Genomic DNA, 24,169 nt, shown 5'->3' on the forward strand with positions numbered 1-24,169 from the left:
TCCCCGTGCTGCCCCATCAGCGGTAACAAAATCGGTGTCAAAGACATGGACGCATAAGTGCGCGTATCACCCTTGACCACGGTCATAAGAGGGTTTTCACTGCCATGCTCGCGGTTTAGAGTGTCGCGAATCGCATGCCACAGGTTGACGAATGCAGGGTCCACAACACAACCACGCGCCGATGAAATCGAGCATCGCTCATCTTCCTGAGCGTATGCAGCGGGAACTCGCTCGCATCGTCGAGGTTCTGCATGAGGAGTTCGAGGACGCGCTGAAGGACGGCACCGCCGACTTTAAGAAGCGCGGCCGCATTCTGAAGATAATTTTGTTCGGTTCTCACGCTCGCGGAAACTGGGTCGATGAGCCGCACACGAAAAAGGGTTACCGCTCGGACTACGATATCCTTGTTGTTGTGAACAACAGTAAGTTGACGGATTTCGCACGTTATTGGGCGAAGGCACAGGATCGTCTGCTGCGGCTGTCGGGGATCGAAACACCCACTAGCTTGATCGTGCACTCCCGGCGCGAGGTGAATACCGCTCTCTATGACGGACGGTACTTCTTTGTTGACATTCGACGGGACGGCGTAGTGCTCTACGAACTCGATGATGAGCCTTTAGCAATGCCGAAACCGCTGACACCGGCAGATGCGCGTCGTGTGGCGAAAGAGCATTACGAAACCCGGATAGTTACTGCGGTTAACTTTTTGCAGCTCTCTCGTTCCGCGGCGACGGCGAGCATGTGGAAAGAGGCCTCCTTTCTTTTGCATCAGTCAATCGAGCAAGCCTACGCCACCGTGTTACTGGTACTGACGAACTACAGCCCTGCATCCCACAATCTGAAATTCCTGCGCGGTCTTGCTGAAGAGCAGTACAGGGAATTGGCTGAGGTCTGGAGGGTTGATCATCAGCGCTTCGTTTCTTGGTTTAATATCGTCAACGAAGCCTATGTAAAAGCACGTTATTCTCGGCACTATGAAATCACCGAGGAAGCATTGGTGTGGCTACTCGCCCGGACCGCGATGCTGATCGATCTAGTAGAAAAAGCCTGCCGCTCCCACCTTGAAAGACTCAAAGCAGAAGACGAAAGCGCTGGGAAGCTTCTAGAATAGAAAGAGATATCAGTTAGTTGTGCTGCGATCTTGATATTCTTCCTTGGCTTTTCGATCGAAACGCGTTGGGGCGCTCGATGGCGCTGAAGGGCGAAGTGACCTTAGCTGGGTTCTCCGCCCGCCAAGTCCTCATGATGTTAGGTCACGCGCCGGCCCCTATCGTCGAACACATGCAGGTCCTTGGCCTTCGCTCCGACCACGACATGGTCGTCGATCTGCCTTACCGAGCGTCCAGGAACTCGGAACACTAGATCCTGACCATTGGCGAATTTGCCGTGCACATAGCTTTCTGCGCCGACAAGTTCGATGCTGTCGATGCGGACCTTGGCGGTGAAATCCAAGTCTGCTGCGTCCGGTTCACAGACTGTGAGGTCTTCCGGGCGGATGCCGATGGTGAATGCGCCTGTTGGTTTCGGCACATTGGGTAAGATCGACCAGCCTTCAAGAGTTTCAGCATGTTTGAGCAGATTCATCGACGGCGAGCCGATAAACGTTGCCACAAAGGTCGTTGCCGGCTTTTCGTAGAGTTCGATTGGCGATCCGACCTGCTCGATCTGTCCGCCGTTGACCACCACCAGCTTATCGGCAAGCGTCATGGCCTCCATCTGGTCGTGCGTCACGTAAACGCTGGTCGTGCCAAGAGACCGCTGCAACCGTTTGATTTCGATGCGCATCTGGCCCCTCAGCTTTGCATCGAGATTGGAGAGCGGTTCATCGAACAGGAACGCAGCCGGTTCGCGCACGATCGCACGTCCCATGGCGACGCGCTGGCGTTGACCGCCGGAAAGCTGGCGCGGTTTGCGCTGGAGATAGGGTTCGATCTCTAGGGTTTTTGCAGCCTTGGCGATACGGCGTTCGATCTCGTCCTTCGGCGTGTTGCGGTTCTTCAGCCCATAGGCAAGGTTCTGATGCACGGTCATATGCGGGTAGAGCGCGTAGTTTTGAAACACCATCGCGATGTCGCGCTCGGCCGGTTCCAGATCATTGACCGTTCGGTCGCCAATGGCGATCTCGCCGGAGCTGATGCTTTCGAGACCTGCGATCATACGCAGAAGGGTGGACTTTCCGCATCCGGAAGGGCCGACCAGGACGACGAGTTCGCCATCATCGATCTCGAGGGATACACCCTTGATCGCCTCGATATTGCCGCCATAGACCTTGCGGACATTGTTTAAGGTAATTTGAGCCATTACTTCTCAGTCTCCACAAGTCCTTTGACGAACCAGCGCTGCATCAGGACGACGACGAGGATCGGCGGGATGATCGCCAGGATCGCCGTCACCATCACGTAGTTCCAGGGGGTCGAGGCGTCGGTGAAATCGACCATGCGGCGCAGGCCGATGATGATGGTGTTCATCTTGGCATCGTTGGTCACCAGCAACGGCCAGAGATATTGCGTCCAGCCATAGATGAAGAGGATGACGAACAGCGCTGCAATGTTGGTTTTTGAAAGCGGAAGCAGGATGTCGCGCATGAAACGAAACGGGCCGGCATTGTCAATGCGGGCCGCTTCCACAAGCTCTCCCGGGATCGTCAGAAAGAATTGCCGGAAGAGAAATGTCGCCGTTGCCGACGCCATCAGCGGTAGCGTCAGGCCGGCATAGGTGTCGATCAGGCCGAGGTCGACGATCACCTTGTATGTGGGCAGGATGCGCACCTCGACCGGAAGCATCAGCGTAATGAAGATCATCCAGAAGAAAAACATCTTCAGCGGAAAGCGGAAGAACACGATCGCGAAAGCCGACAGGAAGGAGATGACGATCTTGCCGACCGCGATCGCAGTGGCAACGACGGTCGAATTGAACAAGAGCCGTTCAAGGCTGACACCGACAACGCGCTCGACCCCACCGGACATGGCCTCCGTATAGTTCTCGGTCAGATGATCACCGATTGCCAGCGACACCGGCGGACGGATAATTTCGACTGAGGTGCGGGTGGAGGCAACGAAGGTGTAGTAGATCGGAAAGGCGACGATGATGACGCCGATGATCAGCACGAGATGGCCGATGAAATTGGCGATGGGACGTTTTTCAATCATCTGATCGCCTCATGAGTAGTGAACCCGCTTCTCGACGAAGCGGAACTGGAACGCCGTCAATGCGACGACTATGACCATGAGAATGACCGACTGCGCCGCAGAGCTGCCGAGGTTGAGATTGACGAAGCCATCATTGTAGACCTTGTAGACGAGCGTTTCCGTCGCCTTTGCCGGGCCGCCGCCGGTCACTGCATGGATAATGCCGAACGTGTCGAAGAAGGCGTAGACCGTGTTGACCACGAGCAGGAAGAAGGTTGTGGGCGCCAGCAGCGGGAAGACGATCGTCCAGAAACGCCGCGCGCCTCGTGCGCCATCTATCGAAGCAGCCTCGATCAGCGATTTCGGGATCGCCTGCAGTCCGGCGACGAAGAACAGGAAATTATAGCTGATCTGCTTCCAGGCGGCCGCAACGATGACCAGGACCATGGCCTGATTACCGTTCAGGAGCGGATCCCAGGCAAAGCCGTTCCGCCGCAGGATATAGGCAAATGTGCCCATCGCCGGATTGAACATGAAGAGCCACAGCATGCCGGCCACGGCTGGTGCGACCGCATAGGGCCAGATCAGCAGCGTGCGATAGACGTTTCTGCCGCGAACCACCCGGTCTGCCGCCGTTGCCAACAAAAGGGCCATGCCCATCGACAGCAGTGCCGTTGCCAGGCTGAAGCCGACAGTCACTTCCAGGGAGTGGAGATAATCCGGATTTGAAAGCACGGCGCGAAAGTTGGCGAGGCCGACGAAACCGGATTTCAGGCCGAACGGGTCTTCACGCAGCACCGATTGATAAAGAGCCTGGCTCGCCGGCCAAAAGAAGAAGATGACCGTAAGCACGATCTGCGGCGCGAGCAGGAGATAAGGCAGGATTTTATTGGGAAAGACGACAGGCTGCAAAGCGGCCCCCTTCTTTGCATGAGGAGATGACCCACCCTGGGTGGTGCCGGGGTGGGTCTGCTTTTGCGTCGTTTAGTTTCCGATGGCTGCCGCGATTGCAGCGTTCGCCTTCTTGGTGCCTTCGGTCAGGGCCGCTTGCGCATCCTTCTGACCGGCAAGCATTGCCTCGAACTCCTCGTTGAGAATGTCTCTCACCTGAGGAAGATTGACGAGCCGCACACCCTTGGAGTTTTCCGTCGGCGCCTTGCCCATCATCTGCAGGATCGGCGTCTCGCGGCCGGGGTTCTTTTCATAGAAGCCCGACTTCTTGGTTTCGTCGTAGGCGGCAAGGGTGACGGGCAGATAGCCCGAGACCTGATGCAGTCGTGCCTGGATTTCCGTCTTCGACAGGAAGTTGAAGAACTCGGCGATGCCCTTGTATTCATCATCGGACTTGTCGCCGAACACCCAAAGGCTTGCGCCGCCGGGGATCGTGTTCTGCGGACCGTTGCCGTCGTAATAGGGCAACTGGCCGATGCCGTACTTAATGCCCGACTTGATGATGTCGCCGAGACCGCCCGATGATTCCGTCAGAATGGCGCATTCACCTGAAGTGAAGAGCTGCTTGGCCTCCGAGGTGCGGCCGCCATAGCGAAACGTGCCGTCCTTGGCGAGATCTGCAATCGCCTGGAAATGCTGGACGAACAGCGGCGCGTCGACCTTGAGTTCGACGTCGAGACCGGCAAGGCCGTTCTCATTGGTTCCGTAAGGCACGTTGTTCCAGGCCGCGAAGTTCTCTGTCTGGATCCAGGTGAGCCAGGTAGAAGTGAATCCGCAGGCTGAAGCGCCGCTGGCCTTGATCTTCTTGGCTGCGTCGAACACTTCCGGCCAGGTCTTCGGCGGATTCTCCGCATCAAGGCCGGCTTTCGCGAACGCATCCTTGTTGTAGTAGAGGATCGGCGACGACGAATTGTAGGGGAAGGACAGCATCGTGCCGTCAGCCTTCGAATAATAGGCGACGATCCCGGGCAGGTACTGGTCCTTGTTGAATTCGTAACCGCCTTTCTGAAGCACCTCTGCCACCGGCAAGATTGCGCCTTCGGCGCCCAGCATCACGCCACTGCCGGCATCGAAGACCTGCAGGATAGCGGGGGCCTGCTTGGAACGGAATGCGGCAATGCCGGCGTTCAACGTTTCCGGGTAGGTGCCCTTGAAGACCGGAACCACCTTGTAGGCGGTCTGGCTGTCGTTGAACTCCTTTGCCAGCTTGTCGACGACCTCGTTGTTGGCGCCGGTCATGGCATGCCACCAGGAAAGCTCGGTGGCTGCCAGCGCATTCGAGGCAAAGCCGGCTGAAAATACGGACGCGACCACAACGGTCCAGTTCAAATGTCTGAACATAATTCCTCCCATTTCTCAAAAGCCAGGCTATTAGGCGGGCCCGGCGGATTCGATCCTCCTCGACCGAAGCTTGCACAACCTTCGTTGCGAAACCAAAAAGTAGTAGAAACGAAATGAAATGAATATGCAACGAAAATTTGCCGCCGGAATGCCTGTTCCACTGAGCCTCGGAGGGCTGCGGTTCAGCACCCCTCCGATCGTTAGTATCTGCAGAAACCAATCTGTGCCGACAACGTATTAATCGGATCATAGCTTCAGATAGCTGGTGTTAATGCGGCATTGACACCGATTGGGGCGATGATATCGCCGGTCACGACATGACCGCAAATGACGGGTCGCCACTGCTTTTCGGCGAAGTCGGTACTCAGCAGGAAACCGACACGCCAATCCATGCTGTCATAGGTTTGAGCATCGATCTGGCTGAAGCGGGGGCGATGTTTCCCAGGTGTTTCCGCCTGGCTCGCCGATATCCGGTTATATTCTGCAACGATGGTCTGCACGGCCTGGTGTTCGGTCGTTTCCATCGGCGCATTCAAGGCGTCGGGACCGATGAGCAGCGGGATCCACTGGCGCGGATCGATGAACTTCGGTCCGATGATGGATGATGAGGGCCGTTAGATAACCGTCCAGGCCGCTCATGGCGGCAATGGCCGACGCCTCTGCATGAAGGCTGCGAATGCCTCGTCGCCCAGCTTTGATCGTGCGGTTGGAGCCTGGCTATGATCCGTCATGCTGCAATCTGCCTGATTTGCCTGACTAACAATACCGCCGAACGGGCGCTGCGCGGCTTCGCTCTCGGCAGAAAATTGTGGTTGTTCACCAGCTCCGACCGCGGTGCTGAGCGGGCCGCATTCATGGCGACGCTGATCATGACCGCCAAGCTTTAATGACATCGGTCCTCAAGCTTGGCTTGCCCATGTGCTCGCCCGCATCGCCGATGATCCGGTCAGCAAGATTGACGAGCTTTTGCCTTGGAATTGGAAAGCGAAAAAGGGCTGCTAACGCGGCTGCCGCGTAAACAATGCTCGAAAAAGCTCCTCCGAGCGCTGGAGGCCTTCATCCGTCAAGATCAATGACTTCGTCTTGTTCGCCGGATCGCCGATCAGGCCCTTTTTGAACAATCGATCTGTCGTATCCCAATCAAAACCCTTCCACGCCCGACGCCCGTCATGCAGCGTCAGCCATAGTAGCGCCAGGACAGCGTCGTCGATCTTGTCCTCGTCGATCTCCATGCCGAAATGATAACATGCCCGCGACCCAATATCCTGCGGCCTTCAGCGTATGCGTACGATCTACCAGCGTGCAGACCAGATCAACAGCGCCGGCGGCTATCTGCGCAGCCTGACCGACAAGGCGAGGGAAGGAAAATTCTCGACCTGGTCAATGGTCATGGCCCTGCTGCGCGCCACGCTGGACGAAAGCAAGAGACTTCAATCCCGTCCCGAAGCAATTGCTTCGGCTTCGAGCTTGCCGGAAATCGCAGAAACCGCTGCGTCGATCGACAGGATCCGATCCTCGTATGTCGAGAACAGGCCGTCCATCCAGCGCCTGAGACCGTTTGCCTTGGCGGCAGCACCTTTCCGCTCGAGCAACATGATCCCGCGCTCGATCTCGTGGACTGTGACCGACAGGAAAAACTCAGTTGTGTCTTCAGCCTTGTCCAGCCACGCGATCAGCCCCGTCGCGGTCTCGGTCCGCGAAAGGTGACAATAGCCAGACCACATTCGTGTCGAGGAGATATGCTGTCAAAGAGCGACATCCCGTGAAGGCGAGGTATTGCGCTCAAACTCTCCGCCGGGAAAGGTCTTCAGGTATGAAACGAAGCTGGAACGACGGGGTTTAAGGGCGCGCTGTGCAATCTCCGCCGGCTGTAAGGGGACAAGAGCAGCTACCGGCTTTCCATGCCGGGTGATCGTGACGAATTCGCCCTTGATGGCTTCATCGACATAGCTGGAGAGACCAGCTTTCGCATCCTTTAAACTGACAGTGGACATCGGCGCCTCCGTAAAGTGGTCACATATAACTATGTATGGGCTTGACCCCACTCAGGGTCAAAGGACGGTTACGCCGCTTCGATCGCCAGAAGTCCGGATCGCCTCGCGCGATCACACAGATTCTTGACAGATGAAGGCGACCATTTGGTCCCGCCGCGTGGCGTACGCTCGTAAAGTTTCTTGAGCTGCGCCCCAATCTCCCGAATCATGCGGTTGTCTGTTGTCTACGACTTCCTGAACCGCTCCAAGCGGTTGTCGACGATGTATTTTTCGTGTGCGGTTAGCTTAATCAGCAGCTTGCCGGCATCGCTGGTGCGGCCATTGGCAATTGCGTCCCGGAGCTGGTTAGCGATGCTGTCCCTTTGAGCCAGATAGTTCCTCGCAAACAGTACTACCGTTGATGGATGTGGCCTATCGGTGTCGCTCACGCTTACGTTTCTCCGGTCCGTGATTTCTTTTGGATCACCAATCCCAATTGCGTCAAAAGAGGTTGAAACTGTGTCCGAAGCGACCCTTGGTGATCAAGATCGATAGTACACCGGCGTCATCTGCAGCAGCGAGCCTCGATAAGCCGACTGCTGCCTCAGCTCACACTGAACGGGCCGTCGGGAAGGTTGAGACCGAAGCGGCTAGCCTTGGCGCGGTGTTGAACGAGGCTGGCTACGATGCCCGGAAGGCTGAATAACAGAAAAATTCATAAGTTGTGTCGTCGCGCTATTGCGATCAGGTTTGAATTGAGCATCATCGTAGCGTCTGTGAATTCGAACGCTCAGACGGGGCCCTTTCTCTTGCTTGCAGGAGAAGGGGCCTTTTCGTCTCCACATGCGCTACGACGCTAGCCAAGCGAACCATCGAGCGGCTTCAGAGTCCCGCCATCGTACGCATCTTCTGGAACCTCGGCGGCCGAAGGGGCTGCTGGCGGCGTTTTTCAAGCCACCATACGAGCGCCACTATGTCTTCTTCCATGCATTCTGCACGAGCGGGGGATCTGCCTGTTAGGCTCATGACGATCTGGTGGCGAAGGGTGACATCTCTCGGGAAAGCGGAGCGGCTTGCCGGGGGTGGTCGGTCCCGGTTCCCGGCCTGCGGCCGGCGCTTGCGCTGAACCTCCTGCGGCGACCCTTTTAACCGGTCAAGCCGCGCGCGAACGGGCTCTGGCCGCAATGGCGGCCGCCGCCTGGTACGCTCATCCTAGTTTGGTCCGTGCAGCATGACCAGCGTGGGCACACACGCGCCCGAAGCCAGTTTCACGGAGATGCCCAGCCGACTGGGCACCAGGCGCCGTGCGGTCGCGTTGGCGCATTTGATCTCGCATTGTGCGCTCGTTAAGCCATGCGCTTCCGCAGAACGTCTTCAGCGAGTGAAACGTTGACGCGAACTGCCTTTTTCGCCGCAGTCTTCATCGCAACGATGAATGGCCACACCGTCTTTATTTTCAAGGTCTGACATAACATTTTCAAGGCTAGATGGCTCAGGAATAGCCTCCCCGTCCTCTACAAGACCTTCGACGTGCAGCGCCAAGGCTTCCTCGACCTTCGCGCGCGCCTCATCGAGGTTGGTACCGGCGGTTACGACACCAGGAAAATCGGGAAAGGAAGCACCGTAGTCACTGTCGGCGTCCTTGTGGATCAGTCCAATATAGTTGCGCATGGTCGTCACCTCAGTTTCGAGCCGGATTGCTTGATCGGGATATCCCTTTTTGGATGCGGGACCGTAACCCGGCCAGGCTTCGTTTTTTAGGAAGACCCAAGCTATCTGTTTGATGTTCGGTTGTTTTGCGGGTGTTTCGCGCTAGCGAAGCCACTCGTTCCAGCGTTGCAGCAATTGCGCCGCATTGGCGTTGATCCATTCAGCGTCGGGGACAACCATAAAGTCCCGAACCTCGTTCGCATGCGGCATCGTCTTGCGTACCTCTTCCGACATCAAGGCGATCGCGTCGGTGCTTGGCGGTGTGCACGAGAGCACTTCGCAAGCCATCGCCTGCGCCTCCGGCGAATTCAGCCAGAAGGCCATCAGTTTCAGTGCGTTGTCGCGATTCTGTGCTCCTTTGACGAGCGCAATGCGGTCGCCGACCAGAAACGATGCCTTATAGGACCATCCAATCGGTAAACCTTCGTTCTGCATCGCCTTGGCGCGCGTCAGCCAAATCTGCCCAATCGAATAGTCGCCATTGCGAAAGCCTTGCACACTCTGATCGCCAGTTTTCCACCAGACTGAAACCGCGGGCCGGATTTCGTCGAGTTTTTTCAGCGCCCGTTCCACGTCGAGCGGAAACAGCTCTTCTCGGCTGACGCCATCGGCAAGCAGCGCCGCTGCCATCACACGCCAGGGGTCGTCGAAATTGGGAAATGCCCGCTCGCCGGAAAAGGTCTTGCTATCCCACATATCGGCCCAGGTCTCAGGTGTCGGTCCGCCATCGCCGGTTCGATAGGCGAGCAACGTCGCCGTCGACTGCAACAGCGCGCCGCCGGCAGCACAGGCGTTTGGGCCGAGATCTTTTCGTCCGGCAAACTGTTTGCAGAAATCCGTCAGGTCCTCCGTGACCGCCTTGTGGGCCGTCGATGCCGCCTGGATCTCACCGTCGAGATAAAGATCCCAGGTGACATTCCCAGTCTTCACCATCGCCGCGACTTTGGCCCGCATTTCAGCATTGGTCGCAACAACCGTCACGACCTCAATCCCGGTCGCCTTTGTGAAGGGATCGAACCAGGCCGCTTTCAGCGCGCGGTCGTAGGCACCGCCCGTCGAAGCGATGACAACCTGCTCGGTTGCAAGCGATACCGAGGACCAGGATAAAAGAGACAAGGCGCTTGCAGCCACCACTCGGTGAGCTCTCGTCCAACGCAGCGGAAATGAAATCATGGCAGTTTCCTTTGTAGGGTTGGCAGGGGAAATGGATCGCGCACTTGCTCAGCCGCGCTTTTGGGCATTGGCCAAGTGAATGGCGCCCATCAACAGGAGGGAGATGACGACCAGCACCGTCGAAACAGCTGCGATGACGGGCGTGAGGTTGAAGTCGATATCTTCGAACATCTTGCGACCGATCGACTTGCCGCCGATATCCGAGATGAAGAACGCGACCGTGGCTTCATCGAACGACGCCAGAAAGGCAAACACCGCCCCTGCTGCCACCCCCGGTGCAATATTGGGCAAGACCACAAGGGCGAAGGCTTGCAGCCTGTTGGCGCCGCAGTTCAACGCTGCCAGTTCCAGCGCCGGGTCGAAGCGTTGCAGCGCCGCCGTCACTGTGATCATCACGTAAGGTGTGGCAAGGACCGTATGGGCGATGAGAAAGCCGAGGAAGTTGCCCGTCAGTTGCAGCGGCGAGAACACCAGATAAAGGGCGACGCCGAGCACAATGTGCGGCACGATCATCGGCCCGAGCGCAAGCGCTTGCAACGCCGAACTGAAGGGGAGACGCCCGCGCACGATCGCGAGCGCGGCCATCGTGCCCATAATCGTAGCGGTCGCAGTCGTGGCAAGTGCGATCTTAAGGCTGAACCAGGTTGCCGCCATCCAGTCCGGATCGCTGAAATAGGCGCGGTACCATTTGAGGGTGAGCCCGCTCGTTGGAAACTCAATATAGTCCTTTTCGCTAAGCGACATCGGGATGACGATCAACGTTGGCAGCAGTAGGAAGAAAAGGACGCAGCCGATGACGACAGCCAGAATAGTCACGCCAAAAGCCTTGGCGAAGACCTGAACGGCGGCCGAGTCGTAAAGGTCGCGAACCGGTGACAGACGATTGGTGGAGTGGGTGAGATCAGTGGACACTGTGCAATCCCTTGCTGAGCGAGAGTGTCTTTCGAAACAGGAAAACGAAGATCAGCGTCACGGTCAAAAGCACCGTCGACAGCGCTGCGGCAAACGGCCAGTCGAGCAGCACAGTCGTCTGCTGTCCGATCAGGGTCGCCATGAGCATCGATCCGGGACCGCCTACCAACGCCGGCGTGATGTAAAAGCCCAGCGCAAGGACGAAGCACAAAACGCTGCCGGCAAAGACACCCGGCAGGCTGAGAGGCAATGTGATGCTGATGAACGCGCGAAACGCGCCAGCTCCCAGGTTCCGCGCAGCCCTGTTATAGTCGGGCGGCAATGTCCGCAGGGTTGAATAGATCGGCAGGATCATGAACGGCATCAGCACATGCGTCATTGCGACGATCACCGCACCCTGCGTGTAGATCAGCTTCATCGGCCCGTCGGTGATACCGGCATCGGCTAGTAGCGTATTGACGATGCCGTTGCGCTGGAGAAGCACCACCCAGGCATAGGATCTGACCAGAACCGAGGTCCACAAAGGTATGAAGACGCAGGCCGCAACCACCATGGCGATGCCATGTCTCAACCGTGCCATCAGATAGGCGACGGGAAAGCCGAGAAGAAGGCTTGCAATCGTCACAATGAAGGCAACCTTGACCGTACTCGCCAACACGCCGAGATAGAGCGGCTCGGCAACAAGACGCCGATATTGCTCAAGGCTTCCGCCCTCAAAACTCAAGCCAACAAGCCGGGTGACGGGGTAGACGAACCCGATGGCCAGAGCCACGACGAGGGGCGCCGCCAAGCACACCGAAACGCCACGCGAATAAAACCGCGCGGATGCCGCAGTCGATCGTCGCTGGTGGGGAGAAGTCGGCTGCAGAACTTCGGAAGGCCCGCTCATGCCGCGTGCCTTTCCGTGTTCGCAAACAAGTGGATGGCGCCATCATCAAGCAGGAGGTCAACCGTATCCCGCTCCTGAAACGGCAGCCCGCCTTCGGCAGGCAACTGTATCTGCAACAAAACGTCCGGGCGGCTTTCCAGCCGAACCACGAGAATATGGACCGAGCCGACGAAGACGCAGGTCTGAACGACCGCCGCAAGGCAACCCGAACCACCTTCACCGCGCCTGGCAACGCGGACCCGCTCTGGGCGTATCGCGAGCTTTATGGTTTGCCCGGCCATTGCGGTTGCCGGCAGACCTTGCGCGCGAATGGAGAGAACCGTGTCGTCTGAAAGACGCACCACGGCCGTGCCACCTGCGTTCTCGACGCAATTGCCTTCTATGAAGTTCATACGTCCGATGAAATCGGCGACAAATGCGGAATTCGGATACCGGTAGAGTTCCGTCGGCGTGCCGAACTGCTTCAACTCGCCGCCTGCCATAACCGCTACGCGGTCCGACATCGTCAGTGCCTCGTCCTGGTCATGCGTCACATAGACAACTGTTGCGCCCAGCCGCTCTTGCAGGCGCTTGATTTCGAACTGCATCGCCTCCCGTAGCTTTTTGTCCAGCGCGCCCAGTGGTTCATCCATCAATAGAACGGGCGGTTCGAATGCCAGCGCGCGCGCCAAGGCAACACGCTGTTGCTGGCCGCCGGACAATTGCTGGGGGTAGCGCTCGCCATAGCTTGAGAGCTGCACGAGTTCGAGCATCTCCCCGACCCGCGTGGCAATCCGCGTCTTGTTTGATTGTCTTCGCATGCGCAGCGGAAAAGCAATGTTCTGTCGAACCGTCAGATGCGGAAACAAAGCGTACTTCTGGAACACCATGCCGATGCCGCGACGGTTGGGAGCAACATGCGTAACATCGCGACCTCCAATGACGATCTTGCCGGCGCTCGGTCCTTCAAATCCCGCGATCATGTTTAATGCCGTCGTCTTGCCGGAACCGGAAGGACCCACAAGCGAAACAAACTCACCCGCCCCGATCTCAAGTGACAGGCTTGTGACCGCCCTGACACTGCCGAAATGCTTCTCAAGCCCAACAAGAGACAAATATTGACCAATCAACTCTGACTTCCTTTCAACTGTTCCGGCGACGATCTACGGCGTCGAACCTCATAGAAGGCCGCGAGGCGGCCACGTACGGATAAGTCCAACGAGCGACCCCGTGGCGCCGTCGGGACAAGCAATGCTGATGAAGAATCCGCGCCAAGCTGGCAGGCGGCACTCGTGACGTTAATCAAGAAAGCTGCTAGGGATTGTTGATGCGACAAAACCTTTGCGAAACTTTCACATTTCAATTTTGTTGCATCAAAATATTGCATTGTCAACCGAGCGAGGAGACTGAATGGCGGCCCATGTGAAAGAACTGAGCAATCCCGATCGTTCTGCGGAGAGCCTTGGTGATGCCGCATATCGCCAGATGAAGGAGCGCATCATCCGTGGCGTCTACCGTCCCGGCCATAAGCTGACCGTGAGGGCTGTTGCGCAAGAATTGGATGTGAGCACCACTCCTGCGCGTGATGCGATCAATCGATTGGCCAGCGAAGCTGCGCTCGTCTATGCCGGTCCAAAGACGGTCGTCGTGCCTGTCCTTGACGCAGACGCCCTCAAGGAGATCACGCTTATTCGCCTGGCGCTCGAGGGCTTGGCGGCGCAACAGGCTGGCGAACATGTTGCCGACGATGATGTCGAAGCTCTTGGATTGCTGCAAAAGCAGATCAATTCAGCGCTCGACGCCGGGCGATATGCGGACGCCCTTTGGCATAACAAGGAGTTCCACTTTGCGATCTATCGCCTGGCAAAACTGCCGCATCTTGTCTTGATGATCGAGACACTTTGGCTGCGCATCGGCCCTTCCTTGCATAACCTCTATCCGGAGTTCGCAAAGGAGCGCTTTGGCGTTCACAACCATGAGGTTGCTATGGAGGCGCTGCAGGAGCGGGACGGCGCCAGCGTCAGGGCCGCGATTGAGAATGATATTCGCGACGGTTATCGGCGTCTGAAGCGGGCTTGTCGTGAGAAGGCGACCCTTCATGTGGCGTAGATAATTTGTTGTATGGAATTGAAGGCTGATATTTTTGTTGCAACAAAAATGTAAAGCTCGTACAAACAGCGAGCCGAACGTGTTGCTCAGAAAGAACAAGCCATGCCAGTTCAAGAAATTCATGCCGCGCAGGCTTCGCCTGCACGGACTAAATCGTCACGCCTGTACCGTCGCGCAATGCCGGTCTTCCCCGGCGGAGTGACCCGCGCAACGGTCGAGAAAGACCCCATTCCATTTTACGTCGCGTATGGAGAAGGCGCCTATCTGGTTGATGTCGACGGAAATCGTCTGCTCGATCTCAACAACAATTTCACGACGCTCATCCACGGGCACGGTTTCGAACCGGTTTGCCGGGCCGTCAGCGATCTCATGCGGACGGGCACGTGTTTTGCCAATCCGACACAACACGAGATCAGGCTTGCTGAGCTACTGGTCGACCGAATCCCTGCCATGCAGCAGGTGCGCTTCGTTAACAGCGGCACCGAAGCGGTGATGTTTGCGATCAAGGCCGCTCGCGCATTTACAGGTCGACCCGGCATTGTCAGAATCGAGGGGGCCTATCACGGCGCCTATGACTGGGCGGAGGCGGGACAAGCCGTGGTCTCGAACCCGGACGACCGGGCAGCGAAACCAAGGGCCCTGCCTGCCTATCGTGGCACGCCTGAAAGTGTCGCCGATGACGTCCATCTCATTCGTTTCAACGATGTCGAAGGACTGGAGCGACGCCTATACGCCTTGCGCGACCGTGTCGCTTGCGTGTTGATCGATCCGATGCCGAGCCGCGCCGGTCTTGTTCATCCCACGACGGCCTTCATCGAGGCGCTCACTTCGGCCGCCCGCAAGAACGGCATCCTCATCATTGCCGATGAGGTGCTCAATCTGAGGCAGAGCTACTCAGGCGCGTCACCGCGTTATGGCTTGACGCCCGATCTGGTCACCGCAGGCAAAATTATCGGCGGTGGCTTTCCGATCGGGTCAATCGGCGGGCGCGAGGAGATCATGCGGGTCTTCGGTACCGAAGACGCAAGGCCGCTTTTGCCGCAGGGAGGTACGTTTTCCGCCAACCCCGTCTCAATGGTCGCCGGTCGCGTCGCGATGGAGGCAATGACACGGGAAAACTTCGATCATTTGGAAGCGCTCGGAGAGCGGCTGCGCAGCGGTCTTCTGAGCAGCCTCAACCGGACCGGTGCACCATTCTCTGTCACCGGGGCTGCTTCGCTGTTTCGCATACATCCCAAACGTCATGCGCCAACCGAGTTTCGAGAAGCGTTGTTGAGTGATGCGGAGGGCCGCGTGATGAAGGGACTGGCACGGCATTTCCTTCAACACGGCATCCTCCTTCCCCATGGCGCCGCAGCGTGCCTTTCGACACCCATGACCAACAGCGACATCGACCGCGTTCTTACTGCCTTTGATGATTTCCTCGATGTTCACGCCGCCAACGAGAGGGCGCAATAATGACCGATACCGCAACTGAAACTGTCGCCGAGCGCATTGCCCGTATCCTTTGCCGCCACAAGGTCGAATTCATCTTCGCCCAAAGCCTTCCCTCGGCCGTTATTCTCGCGGCGGAGGCAGCTGGCATCAAGCAGATTGCCTATCGGCAGGAAAATATGGGTGGGGCGATGGCAGACGGATATGCCCGCATATCCGGTAAAGTCGCCGTCGTTGCCGCACAGAACGGTCCTGCCGCGACACTTCTTGTCCCACCACTTGCGGAAGCGTTGAAAGCCAGCGTTCCGATCGTTGCGCTCGTTCAAGATGTCGAACGCGATCAAACGGACAGAAATGCATTCCAGGATCTCGACCAAATCGAACTCTTCCAATCCTGCGCCAAATGGGTCCGGCGCGTTCAAGTTCCAAACCGAATTGACGACTATATGGATGCTGCCTTCACCGTCGCTGCGTCTGGCCGTCCGGGGCCTGCTGTCCTGCTCCTGCCCGCCGACCTGTTGCGTGCCGAATCGGCCCCCACTGCCAGCCCAAGATTGAAATGCCTTGGTCACTGGCCACTTGATCGCACCCGCCCACAGGAGGATGCGCTTAATGAGGTGGCGCGCCTTATTGCATCGGCGAAGGCGCCTATCATCGTTGCTGGTGGCGGCGTGCATGCGTCGGGCGCCTCGGAAGAATTGACAGCCTTGCAGCACGAAGCAAGCCTGCCCGTGATCACAACCAATATGGGCAAGGGGGTTGTCGACGAGTTTCATCCCTTGTCTGCCGGTGTCCTTGGGTCATTAACCGGCCCACGCTCGCTCGGGCGTCATTCCCTGCCACTGATTGAGGAGGCGGACCTGGTAATCCTGGTCGGTACGCGAACCAATCAGAACGGAACAGACAATTGGCGGCAGATCGCAAATTCCGCGACTGTCGTGCATATCGATGTCGACCCGATCGAGATCGGCCGGAATTACGAGGCTGTGCGGCTAGTTGGTGACGCGGCCGAGACGATTACGGCCCTTCGTACGGCCCTTGGTCGCGTCGACCTTGCCCGTCGCAATCGCGAACGTCCGCGATTGGAAGAACGCATAGCGGCGATCTGGTCTGCATTTGAACGTGATCGCCGGGACGTTGCGACCGCAGCCTCCAGGCCCATCCGACCAGAGCGGGTAATGGCTGAACTTCAGTCCGTTTTGACCCCTGATATGACGATCGTCGCTGACGCTTCCTATTCCTCGATGTGGGTTGTCGGGCAGTTGCGTGCTCCGGGCGCCATGCGCTTTATCACGCCGCGCGGACTCGCGGGCCTTGGTTGGGGTGTGCCACTCGCAATGGGAGCCAAGGTTGCCCGACCTCAAAATCCGGTCATTGCCCTCGTCGGTGATGGCGGCTTCGCCCATAGTTGGGCCGAGCTTGAAACGATCGTGCGCATGCAGCTTCCGGTGATCACGATCCTATTGAATAACGGCATCCTCGGCTTTCAACGGGATGCGGAGACCGTCAAGTTCGGTCGCTTCACGACGGCCTGCCACTTCGCCGACGTCGATCATGTGCAGATCGCAAGAGCTTGTGGTTGCCCTGCGGCCCGCATTGAGGATCCCGGTGATCTGACCGATCTGCTTGAACGCAGTATCCGGGCGCCGACGCCCATGCTGATTGAGGTCATGACGGACCCGGAAGCACATCCTCCCCTTTCTCTCTTTGCCAACATGGATGCGGCGGCATGACAAACGCCGCTAGGATCGCCGTGGTCACTGGCGGCACGACAGGTATTGGGCTGGCGACAGCCCGATATCTTCTCCAACGCGGGTACAGAGTTGCGATCTTCGGTCAAAACGAAGGCCATGTGGAGAACGCCAAAGATTGCCTTGGCCGCGAATTCGGTGCTGACCGCATCTTTGCGCGCACGGTCGATCTCGGGCAGCCAGCTCAAATCACCACATTCTTTCGTGAGCTCGAACAAGGCTGGGGAAGTGTTGCTGTTCTCGTTTGCAACGCCGGCGTCTCGCCAAAAGGTGTCGACGGTCCGGCGCCTTTCAGCGAGGTGTCGCTCGACGAGTGGAACTTTGTTCTCTCCGTCAATCTGACCGGTGCGATGCTTTGCTGCCAGGCGGTGCTGCCAGGCATGGTGCGTCACGGCTTCGGGCGTATCGTCTTCATCGGCTCGGTTGCCGGGCGAACACTTCCGCGCATCGCCGGCAGTGCATATGTTGCCTCTAAAGCAGCGATTGCCGGTCTCGCGCGGTCTCTCGTCTGGCCCTATGCCGCCCACGGCATCACAGTCAACGTCGTTGCTCCGGGTAGGATCGCTACAGCCATGGCGGGTGCGAGCGGCAACCAAATCAACCGTGCGGCTGTCACCCGTATTCCCGCCGGCCGAATGGGCGACCCCCACGAAGTCGCTGCGGTCGTCGGTTTTCTCGCCGGCGAAGAAGCCGCCTTCGTCAACGGGGCAATCCTGGATGTCAATGGCGGGGAGTACGCGCCAGCGTGAGCCTGTAGTCGGGAAATTCTTGCGCAATGGAGCGAGTGATGAACGGACGAATCCTTATCCATACGGAAGACGCGGAGCTTTACCTTCTCCTTAAGCACATCCTCACGCTTGAAGGTTTCGAGGCTGGAAACACCAGCCGTTTGAGCGAGCTTCTGGGCCGTGTCCATCAAGCCCCACCGCTGGCGGTCATAATCGACTGCTCTGGTCCAGACATGGATCCATTTGCGTTCTGTGCGCAAATCAAGGCCGCCACAACGCTCCAGACAAAGATAGTGTCTCTCGAGCAGACGACCGACGGCAATCACGGTCGCTCGCTTGCCCCGCCCATGGTGGACTGCAGGCTGCGCCCGTGAGATCATTCTAGCGCTTCCGGTCGAATTAAGTCGCGAGCAGAACATAGAACTTGTCCGCGACTTCGTGCGGCAGAACCTCACGTCGCGAGGAATGGTCGCCGATTGGGTTTATCACGACAAGGACGGCAACCCGCATATCCATATCATGGTAACGCTGCGGCCTTTGGCGGAGGTGGGGTTCGGGCCGAAGAAAGTTGCGATCATTGGTGAAGGCGGCCAGCCGGTACGCGTCAACACGCCTGACCGACCTGAGGGAAAAATCATTTATCGACTGTGGGCAGGCGACAAGGAGGTGCTGAGGAAGTGGAAGGTCGCCTGGGCGGAAACCGCAAGCCGCCATCTGGCGCTTGCCGGCCATGATTTCCACCTCGATGGCCGTTCCTACGATGAACAAGGACTTCGCGGACTGGAGCAGCGGCATCTTGGTCCGAATCGTGCTGCGCTTGTTCGCAAAGGCATCGAAAATTACTTTTCACCGGCGGCATTGGCCAAGCGCTATGAGATTGCCGACCGACTGATGGACGATCCGGCTCTGTTGCTCAAGAAACTCGCCAACGAGCGATCGACCTTTAGCGAGTGGGACATCGCCCGCGAGATTCATCGCTACATCGACGATCCGATTGTCTTTGCCAATGTTCGCGCCAGACTGATGTCATCGGACGATCTCGTTATACTGCAGCCACAGCGGCTAAATGGCGAAACCAACAAAGTCGAGCAGCCGACAGTGTTCACTACGCGCGGTCTGGTGAAATCCGAGTATGAAATGGCACGCTTGGCCACCGCGTTGTCGAAGATGAGCGGCTTTGGTGTCTCAAGCACCAGAGTTGCTGCCGCCGTTGCATCGCACGAACGCTCTGCCGCGGGTGTTCGCCTCGACGCAGAGCAAATTGACGCCGTCCGGCATATTACCGCCGAAGGCGCAATCGCTGCAGTCGTCGGTGTGGCCGGTGCCGGTAAATCGACATTGTTGAGTGCTGCCCGCGCTGTCTGGGAAACAGAGGGTCGGTGTGTAGTCGGTGCGGCACTCGCCGGAAAGGCTGCTGAAGGATTGGAGGAAAGCTCGGGCATTCGGGCTCGCACAATCGCCTCTTGGGAGCACGCTTGGCAGCGACGAAACGACCTTCTCCAAAAAGGAGATGTGCTAATCGTCGACGAGGCCGGAATGGTGTCGTCACAACAGATGGCGAGTTTGTTGAAGCATATCGAGGAAGCGGGCGCAAAGGCGGTACTCGTTGGTGATCCTATGCAACTCCAGCCGATTCAGGCGGGCGCGGCTTTCCGGGCGATTGTCGAGCGCATCAGCTTTGTGGAACTAGCTGGTGTTCGACGGCAGAAAATGGAATGGGCGCGTGCTGCCTCAAAGCAATTTGCCCGCGGTGAAGTGAAAGAGGCGCTTGCCGCTTATAGCGAACGCGGACATATCGTTAGCGCTCAGACCCGTCAGGCTGCCATAGAGCGCATTGTCGTAGACTGGACAACTGCACACCGCGGATTGGTAGCGAAATCGGCAGCCGAAGGTCGCCAGCCGCATGGCAACGAGTTGGCTGTGCTCGCGCATACCAATGACGACGTAAGGGTGCTGAACCGTTCTATTCGCGAAGTGCTTTCGACGGATGGATTGTTACCGGACGGCAGGCCGTTCTTGACTGAGCGCGGTATGCGGGAATTCGCGGTTGGCGACCGTATCATCTTTCTCGAGAATGCCCGGTTCGTTGAGCCACATGCCGCGCACCTAGGTGTTCAACACGTGAAGAACGGCATGCTCGGGACTGTTCGTGCAACAGTAGCCGGTAGGCAATCGGTGGCGCTCACAGTTCGGCTCGACAATGGACGCTCTGTCGTTTTTGCTGAGAGTACCTATCGGAATGTCGATCATGGCTACGCCGCGACCATCCATAAAAGCCAAGGCTCGACCTTTGATCGCGCCTTCGTGCTCGCCACTGGGATGATGGACCAGCATCTGACGTATGTCGCGATGACCCGCCACCGTTACCGCGCAGATCTGTATGCCGCGTCAGAGGATTTCCAGCGGAGACAGGCATACGAAAGAGGGCCGCATGCCGATTGCACCTACGGCGTTACCGGCGAGCTCGTCGAGACAGGTATCGCAAAGTTTCGCGCACGCGAGGGTGCCGGTCCAAGTCCTTATGCTGATCTGCGTCTGGAAGATGGAGTGACGCATCGCCTGTGGGGCGTCAATCTACCCAAGGCACTAGAGGATGGCGGAGTGAAATTCGGCGACTCCGTAATACTTCGAAGGGACGGGACAGAAAAGGTCACGATCAAGGTTGCGGTCCTCGGTGAGAATCCTGCCAGAACGCGCTTCGAAGAGCGTGTGGTCGAGCGCAATGTCTGGACAGCGAGGTTGATTGAGAGGGCAGGGGATCGACAACGTCGGATTGCCAGGGAAAATCGTTTGCCGGCCCTGTTTCCTGAGCTGGTTGAACGGCTCTCCCGTTCGGGTGGGAAAACGACCACGCTGGATTATGTGACTGAAGATGCATATCGCTCACTGGCAGAAGACTTCGCGCAGCGCCGCGGAATTGAGGCTATTTCGCGCTCAAGCCTGGTCAAGACAGCTATTAGTGCGCTGAGTTGGGTTTCCGATCAGCGTCGTAGTGTGGTCCAGCTATGGCAACGAGCCAACGTCGCAATTGAGCTTGCGACTGTCCATTCCGAACGCATTAGCGCAAGGTGCGGTGCAGCCGAGCGGCAATCGATTGAGATAGAGGCGGATGGTGATAGAGAATTGCTCTCAGCAACGACCTCGTTCTCGCGGCCACTCGTGGAGGATGCACGTCTCGCCCATCTTGCGTCTGCGGCTTGGGCGGAGCGTGAGGCGGTGATCATGCCTCTACTCAAGCGGATTTACCGCGATCCGGCGGTCGCGCTTGCGCGATTGAACGCGCAAACCTCGAATACCATCGGGAATCCGCAACTGATCGCAGATGGGCTTATTCGCTCTCCGAAAGAACTTGGGAAGCTGCGTGGTGGCCAGAACCTTGTCGATGGCCAAGCTGCCCGGAAGGAGCGGGTGGCGGCAAAATCGGCTTTGTCAGAGCTCGCGCTTTTGGCACGAGCTCATGCGGCGGAGTTTCGCAGACATGAAGGGCGCTTTCTAAACAACGAACGAATGCGCAGAGCGTGTGTGGGTTTCGCTATTCCGCCGCTCTCCAATAACGCGAGAGCGCGGCTTCTAGAGATCGAAGCAGCCGGGGACCGCGGAGGGTATGAAGCCTATCGGTCCGCGTTCCGGATTGCTGCGGAGGATCGCTCAATCGTCCAAGAGGTCAAGGCCATCGATGAGGCCCTGACCCGTCGGTTTGGATGGCTTGCATTTTCCGACAAGGCAGATGACGTCGCTAAGCGCGACGCGACGATGCGGATGCCGGAAAACATGTCTAAGGAGAAGAGGGCCGAACTGACAGATTTGTTTGAGGTCGTTAGACGGTTTGCAGCAGTGCAGCGTACAGTCGAGAAACGCGAGCCCGGTCAACTCATTGTGCCGGCAGCATTTACTCCACAGTCCCCCGTCGCGCGCTTGCCAATGTTGCCCGCTGTAACCGAATTCGAGAACTGCGTTGAGGACGAGGCGCGGTTGAGGGCCGTGAAAGCTGAACATTATAGACAGGAGAAGGCGATATTCGGCCGAGACGCGGTGCGGATCTGGCGTGATCCAGGTGCTGCGGTTGCGACGATCGAAGGCATTCTAACGATGAAAGTTGATCCCGAACGCATTGTCCGTGCCGTTGTCACTGATCCCGTCGCCTATGGCACATTGCGTGGCTCTGGCAGGATGTTGGATGGGCTCTTGGCAGCCGGACGAGAGCGTCGGGCAGCTTTGCAGGCCGTCAAGACCGCTGCCGCCTGCATTCGTGCCATGGGGCGCTCTTACGCCGCCGCCTACGAGGCTGAGTTGTTGGCAGTGAGCACTGAACGAACCCGCATGTCCGTCGCTATTCCAGGATTGACGAAGGAAGCTGAGAGAGAACTCCGACACTTGACTAAACACACGGCGAAGAACGCAGCCCACCTAGAACGGAGGGTTCGGGCGCTTAGTCCGGAGGTCCGTGCGGAGTTCCAAGCCGTCAGTAAGGCACTTAATGCACGTTTCGGACCGGGAGCACTCGCCCACAGCGAGAGAGGTGCGAGCAACTTGGTCCCGAAATCGCAAAGAGCGGCATTTGAGGCGATGCGCCATCGTTTACACAGCCTTCAGCGGGCCACTAGCGCCTACCAAGCAGAGGAGGCAAGCGTCGTCCGGCAGCGCCGTGCGATCGAACACCGCGCGCCCGCGATAGGTTGAGGGAGTATGTAAATTGGCTGTAAGACGACTTCGACGTCGGATTGAAATCCAAAACCCGGAATGGCTGGCGCAATCAACGCTGAGCGAAAAGGCGTAGCCGAGGCTTATTGCCGCCCAGAGCGGCAGGAGCCATGTCAAACTCGTGACAAGAATGCCGGCGACCAGTTCAGCATTGCGGTCTGACGTCTTGTCGAGGGGCGTGGCAGCAGCAGGGCGGAGACCATTGAACGCCGCAGTATCAAGCGTGGTTGCGCCCAGGGTTAGGCTGCATTCCGCTCGGACCAGCACGACATATTGACGTTGACCATCGACCCTACCGTCGAGACAGCGAGGCGTACGGCGAAAGTTCCGCACACTTCTTACTGGATCGCGCCATTCACGCAAAGCCGGCATGCGAAATCTTGCTCAGACTAAGGTCCGAGAACGGTGGGGACCAAAGTATTCTGGTTGGGCCGTCCTTTAGTCGCGAAAATCACGCGACCTTGTTCTCTACGCCGGCCGAGGCTTCGATGCGTTAATGCCGGCCAGTATCAGTGACGCGACCTCTGTTGGCGGAAAGACATGTGTCCTTCCGGGGGGATCGCTGTGTCTCGACGGAGGGGAAAATGGCCGCGTTCAAGCTCAATCTTCAGGACATGATGTTCATTCTGCGCCAGATCAAGATCGCAGAAGGCAACTCGACCGCGCATTCAGGCGCGAATGCGCAGGACCTTAGGGAGATCTACGTCGACGCCGCCGGCAATGTGGTTCCGGCGGGCACGCCCGGTGCGCAGCTCGCGATCCCCGACCCCCATGTTCCAAACGGCCTTCGCACTGTTGACGGCACCTACAACAACATCGTGCCCGGCCGCGAGACCTGGGGCTCCGCCGACCAGGCCATGCCGCGGCTGCTGGACGCCGAGTATCGCAACGACACCGATGGCGACAGCATCGACGTCAACGGGCCAGCGCCCGGCGGCATCCTGACCGGCGGCAACTACGGCGCACCCAACGCCAATGTGGTTGATGCCGATCCGCGCATCATCTCCAATCTCATCGTCGACATGTCGATCAACAATCCAGCAGCCATCATCGCGGCGCTGACGTTTGCCGGTTCGGAAGACCCGCAAGCTGACATGCAGCGTTTGCTTGCCGCCCGGGTCAAATCCAGCTCACCTCTTCCATGCGCCTCAGGAAAACCCAGGCGCTCCCATTACGAGATCGATCAAGCTGAATTCAGCCAGCCTATCGATCTCCCCGTTGAGCTCGAACCAGACCCCACAATGTCGCCGTCGAAGCAGCTTTCTCGCTCGGCTTGTTGAGTTGGCCGAACACAGCACCATTCCCCAAAACCTCGATAGCGTTTGCCGTCGAAGCCGTCAGCCCAAACTATCAATTTCGCGGGCACCAACAACGCAATTTTTTGACTGCA

Annotated in this window: 20 protein-coding genes and 6 pseudogenes; 10 read left to right on the top strand and 16 right to left on the bottom strand. The window is 58.0% G+C overall.

Annotated elements, in window-relative coordinates:
* The first annotated feature begins 181 nt into the window (after window positions 1-181).
* A complete protein-coding gene (locus LPJGGPFB_RS21580; protein ID WP_173422272.1) occupies window positions 182-1,111 on the top strand; it encodes a nucleotidyltransferase and HEPN domain-containing protein in 930 nt (309 codons plus the stop codon).
* A gap of 137 nt (window positions 1,112-1,248) precedes the next feature.
* On the opposite strand, the gene LPJGGPFB_RS21585 is transcribed toward LPJGGPFB_RS21580, so the two are convergent.
* The 5 genes and pseudogenes from LPJGGPFB_RS21585 to LPJGGPFB_RS21605 form a co-directional block, all read right to left on the bottom strand.
* Window positions 1,249-2,301, bottom strand: a complete 1,053-nt coding sequence (locus tag LPJGGPFB_RS21585; protein WP_173421953.1) for a sn-glycerol-3-phosphate import ATP-binding protein UgpC — start codon at window positions 2,299-2,301, stop codon at window positions 1,249-1,251.
* Entirely contained in the window at window positions 2,301-3,149 is an 849-nt protein-coding gene (gene ugpE / locus LPJGGPFB_RS21590; protein WP_173421954.1) for a sn-glycerol-3-phosphate ABC transporter permease UgpE, read from the bottom strand. Before ugpE ends, LPJGGPFB_RS21585 begins: the two co-directional genes overlap by 1 nt.
* A gap of 9 nt (window positions 3,150-3,158) precedes the next feature.
* A complete protein-coding gene (gene ugpA / locus LPJGGPFB_RS21595; RefSeq protein ID WP_173421955.1) occupies window positions 3,159-4,040 on the bottom strand; it encodes a sn-glycerol-3-phosphate ABC transporter permease UgpA in 882 nt (293 codons plus the stop codon).
* A 72-nt stretch (window positions 4,041-4,112) separates the two neighbouring features.
* Complete coding sequence (gene ugpB / locus LPJGGPFB_RS21600; RefSeq protein ID WP_234902952.1) at window positions 4,113-5,420, bottom strand: sn-glycerol-3-phosphate ABC transporter substrate-binding protein UgpB; 1,308 nt, start codon at window positions 5,418-5,420, stop codon at window positions 4,113-4,115.
* Window positions 5,421-5,707: 287 nt separating this feature from the next.
* Window positions 5,708-6,151, bottom strand: a pseudogene (locus LPJGGPFB_RS21605) (UPF0149 family protein); the annotation flags it as partial.
* A 15-nt stretch (window positions 6,152-6,166) separates the two neighbouring features.
* Between LPJGGPFB_RS21605 and LPJGGPFB_RS21610 the strand changes: the two are divergent.
* Window positions 6,167-6,422 (top strand): annotated as a pseudogene (locus LPJGGPFB_RS21610) (transposase domain-containing protein); the annotation flags it as partial.
* On the opposite strand, the gene LPJGGPFB_RS21615 reads toward LPJGGPFB_RS21610, so the two are convergent.
* Window positions 6,419-6,652: a DUF6429 family protein gene (locus tag LPJGGPFB_RS21615; protein WP_173421957.1), complete on the bottom strand. Its 234-nt coding sequence runs from the start codon at window positions 6,650-6,652 to the stop codon at window positions 6,419-6,421. The pseudogene LPJGGPFB_RS21610 and the gene LPJGGPFB_RS21615 overlap by 4 nt on opposite strands.
* Before the next feature lie 49 nt (window positions 6,653-6,701).
* Between LPJGGPFB_RS21615 and repC the strand changes: the two are divergent.
* A pseudogene (gene repC / locus LPJGGPFB_RS21620) lies at window positions 6,702-6,845 on the top strand (replication initiation protein RepC); the annotation flags it as partial.
* A 5-nt stretch (window positions 6,846-6,850) separates the two neighbouring features.
* Here repC and LPJGGPFB_RS21625 read toward each other — a convergent pair.
* From LPJGGPFB_RS21625 to LPJGGPFB_RS21660, 10 genes and pseudogenes are all read right to left on the bottom strand, one after another.
* The gene (locus tag LPJGGPFB_RS21625) at window positions 6,851-7,144 is read right to left on the bottom strand and encodes a PIN domain-containing protein (protein ID WP_173421075.1); all 294 of its coding nucleotides are present in this window, start codon (window positions 7,142-7,144) and stop codon (window positions 6,851-6,853) included.
* A gap of 21 nt (window positions 7,145-7,165) precedes the next feature.
* Window positions 7,166-7,414 carry a type II toxin-antitoxin system Phd/YefM family antitoxin gene (locus LPJGGPFB_RS21630; RefSeq protein ID WP_173421958.1) on the bottom strand — a complete coding sequence of 83 codons (249 nt, stop codon included), beginning with the start codon at window positions 7,412-7,414 and terminating at the stop codon, window positions 7,166-7,168.
* 68 nt (window positions 7,415-7,482) lie between these two features.
* A pseudogene (locus tag LPJGGPFB_RS33150) lies at window positions 7,483-7,620 on the bottom strand (recombinase family protein); the annotation flags it as partial.
* Between the two features lie 18 nt (window positions 7,621-7,638).
* Entirely contained in the window at window positions 7,639-7,842 is a 204-nt protein-coding gene (locus LPJGGPFB_RS21635) for a hypothetical protein (RefSeq protein WP_173421959.1), read from the bottom strand.
* Between the two features lie 909 nt (window positions 7,843-8,751).
* Window positions 8,752-9,064 (bottom strand): annotated as a pseudogene (locus LPJGGPFB_RS21640) (type II toxin-antitoxin system HicB family antitoxin); the annotation flags it as partial.
* 5 nt (window positions 9,065-9,069) lie between these two features.
* Window positions 9,070-9,144 (bottom strand): annotated as a pseudogene (locus tag LPJGGPFB_RS33740) (type II toxin-antitoxin system HicA family toxin); the annotation flags it as partial.
* Between the two features lie 61 nt (window positions 9,145-9,205).
* Window positions 9,206-10,276, bottom strand: a complete 1,071-nt coding sequence (locus tag LPJGGPFB_RS21645; protein ID WP_173421960.1) for an ABC transporter substrate-binding protein — start codon at window positions 10,274-10,276, stop codon at window positions 9,206-9,208.
* Between the two features lie 48 nt (window positions 10,277-10,324).
* Window positions 10,325-11,092, bottom strand: coding sequence for an ABC transporter permease (locus tag LPJGGPFB_RS21650; RefSeq protein ID WP_345791060.1), 768 nt, complete (start codon window positions 11,090-11,092; stop codon window positions 10,325-10,327).
* Between the two features lie 85 nt (window positions 11,093-11,177).
* Window positions 11,178-12,077 carry an ABC transporter permease gene (locus tag LPJGGPFB_RS21655; RefSeq protein ID WP_173421962.1) on the bottom strand — a complete coding sequence of 300 codons (900 nt, stop codon included), beginning with the start codon at window positions 12,075-12,077 and terminating at the stop codon, window positions 11,178-11,180.
* Complete coding sequence (locus LPJGGPFB_RS21660; RefSeq protein WP_173421963.1) at window positions 12,074-13,186, bottom strand: ABC transporter ATP-binding protein; 1,113 nt, start codon at window positions 13,184-13,186, stop codon at window positions 12,074-12,076. Before LPJGGPFB_RS21660 ends, LPJGGPFB_RS21655 begins: the two co-directional genes overlap by 4 nt.
* 280 nt (window positions 13,187-13,466) lie before the next feature.
* Here LPJGGPFB_RS21660 and LPJGGPFB_RS21665 point away from each other — a divergent pair, with 280 nt between their 5' ends.
* The 7 genes from LPJGGPFB_RS21665 to LPJGGPFB_RS21695 all read left to right on the top strand — a co-directional run bounded on the left by LPJGGPFB_RS21665 (window position 13,467) and on the right by LPJGGPFB_RS21695 (window position 24,059).
* Window positions 13,467-14,165: a GntR family transcriptional regulator gene (locus tag LPJGGPFB_RS21665; protein WP_173421964.1), complete on the top strand. Its 699-nt coding sequence runs from the start codon at window positions 13,467-13,469 to the stop codon at window positions 14,163-14,165.
* 102 nt (window positions 14,166-14,267) lie between these two features.
* On the top strand, window positions 14,268-15,623 hold the full coding sequence (locus LPJGGPFB_RS21670) for an aspartate aminotransferase family protein (protein ID WP_173421965.1): 1,356 nt from the start codon (window positions 14,268-14,270) through the stop codon (window positions 15,621-15,623).
* A complete protein-coding gene (locus tag LPJGGPFB_RS21675; protein WP_173421966.1) occupies window positions 15,623-17,332 on the top strand; it encodes an acetolactate synthase catalytic subunit in 1,710 nt (569 codons plus the stop codon). The genes LPJGGPFB_RS21670 and LPJGGPFB_RS21675 overlap by 1 nt, the downstream gene beginning before the upstream one ends.
* Window positions 17,329-18,099 (top strand): SDR family oxidoreductase, encoded by a 771-nt coding sequence (locus LPJGGPFB_RS21680; protein ID WP_173421967.1) that lies wholly within the window; start codon window positions 17,329-17,331, stop codon window positions 18,097-18,099. The genes LPJGGPFB_RS21675 and LPJGGPFB_RS21680 overlap by 4 nt, the downstream gene beginning before the upstream one ends.
* 38 nt (window positions 18,100-18,137) lie before the next feature.
* The gene (locus LPJGGPFB_RS21685; RefSeq protein WP_173421968.1) at window positions 18,138-18,452 is read left to right on the top strand and encodes a response regulator transcription factor; all 315 of its coding nucleotides are present in this window, start codon (window positions 18,138-18,140) and stop codon (window positions 18,450-18,452) included.
* Window positions 18,415-22,758 (top strand): Ti-type conjugative transfer relaxase TraA, encoded by a 4,344-nt coding sequence (gene traA / locus LPJGGPFB_RS21690; RefSeq protein ID WP_173421969.1) that lies wholly within the window; start codon window positions 18,415-18,417, stop codon window positions 22,756-22,758. The genes LPJGGPFB_RS21685 and traA overlap by 38 nt, the downstream gene beginning before the upstream one ends.
* A 605-nt stretch (window positions 22,759-23,363) precedes the next feature.
* On the top strand, window positions 23,364-24,059 hold the full coding sequence (locus tag LPJGGPFB_RS21695; RefSeq protein ID WP_173421970.1) for a hypothetical protein: 696 nt from the start codon (window positions 23,364-23,366) through the stop codon (window positions 24,057-24,059).
* Window positions 24,060-24,169: the final 110 nt, after the last annotated feature.

Origin of the sequence: Ensifer adhaerens (assembly GCF_013283195.1) — a bacterium.
Lineage (GTDB): Bacteria > Pseudomonadota > Alphaproteobacteria > Rhizobiales > Rhizobiaceae > Ensifer > Ensifer adhaerens_G.

What these genes read in the sequence shown, in the direction of transcription:
- LPJGGPFB_RS21675 (WP_173421966.1), top strand. Translation starts at nt 15,623, where the DNA reads ATGACCGATACCGCAACTGAAACTGTCGCCGAGCGCATTGCCCGTATC.
- LPJGGPFB_RS21680 (WP_173421967.1), top strand. Translation starts at nt 17,329, where the DNA reads ATGACAAACGCCGCTAGGATCGCCGTGGTCACTGGCGGCACGACAGGT.
- LPJGGPFB_RS21580 (WP_173422272.1), top strand. Translation starts at nt 182, where the DNA reads ATGAAATCGAGCATCGCTCATCTTCCTGAGCGTATGCAGCGGGAACTC.
- LPJGGPFB_RS21665 (WP_173421964.1), top strand. Translation starts at nt 13,467, where the DNA reads ATGGCGGCCCATGTGAAAGAACTGAGCAATCCCGATCGTTCTGCGGAG.
- LPJGGPFB_RS21655 (WP_173421962.1), bottom strand. Translation starts at nt 12,077, where the DNA reads ATGAGCGGGCCTTCCGAAGTTCTGCAGCCGACTTCTCCCCACCAGCGA.
- LPJGGPFB_RS21585 (WP_173421953.1), bottom strand. Translation starts at nt 2,301, where the DNA reads ATGGCTCAAATTACCTTAAACAATGTCCGCAAGGTCTATGGCGGCAAT.
- ugpE (WP_173421954.1), bottom strand. Translation starts at nt 3,149, where the DNA reads ATGATTGAAAAACGTCCCATCGCCAATTTCATCGGCCATCTCGTGCTG.
- LPJGGPFB_RS21670 (WP_173421965.1), top strand. Translation starts at nt 14,268, where the DNA reads ATGCCAGTTCAAGAAATTCATGCCGCGCAGGCTTCGCCTGCACGGACT.
- ugpB (WP_234902952.1), bottom strand. Translation starts at nt 5,420, where the DNA reads ATGTTCAGACATTTGAACTGGACCGTTGTGGTCGCGTCCGTATTTTCA.
- LPJGGPFB_RS21685 (WP_173421968.1), top strand. Translation starts at nt 18,138, where the DNA reads ATGAACGGACGAATCCTTATCCATACGGAAGACGCGGAGCTTTACCTT.
- LPJGGPFB_RS21695 (WP_173421970.1), top strand. Translation starts at nt 23,364, where the DNA reads ATGGCCGCGTTCAAGCTCAATCTTCAGGACATGATGTTCATTCTGCGC.
- LPJGGPFB_RS21615 (WP_173421957.1), bottom strand. Translation starts at nt 6,652, where the DNA reads ATGGAGATCGACGAGGACAAGATCGACGACGCTGTCCTGGCGCTACTA.
- LPJGGPFB_RS21625 (WP_173421075.1), bottom strand. Translation starts at nt 7,144, where the DNA reads ATGTGGTCTGGCTATTGTCACCTTTCGCGGACCGAGACCGCGACGGGG.
- LPJGGPFB_RS21645 (WP_173421960.1), bottom strand. Translation starts at nt 10,276, where the DNA reads ATGATTTCATTTCCGCTGCGTTGGACGAGAGCTCACCGAGTGGTGGCT.
- LPJGGPFB_RS21630 (WP_173421958.1), bottom strand. Translation starts at nt 7,414, where the DNA reads ATGTCCACTGTCAGTTTAAAGGATGCGAAAGCTGGTCTCTCCAGCTAT.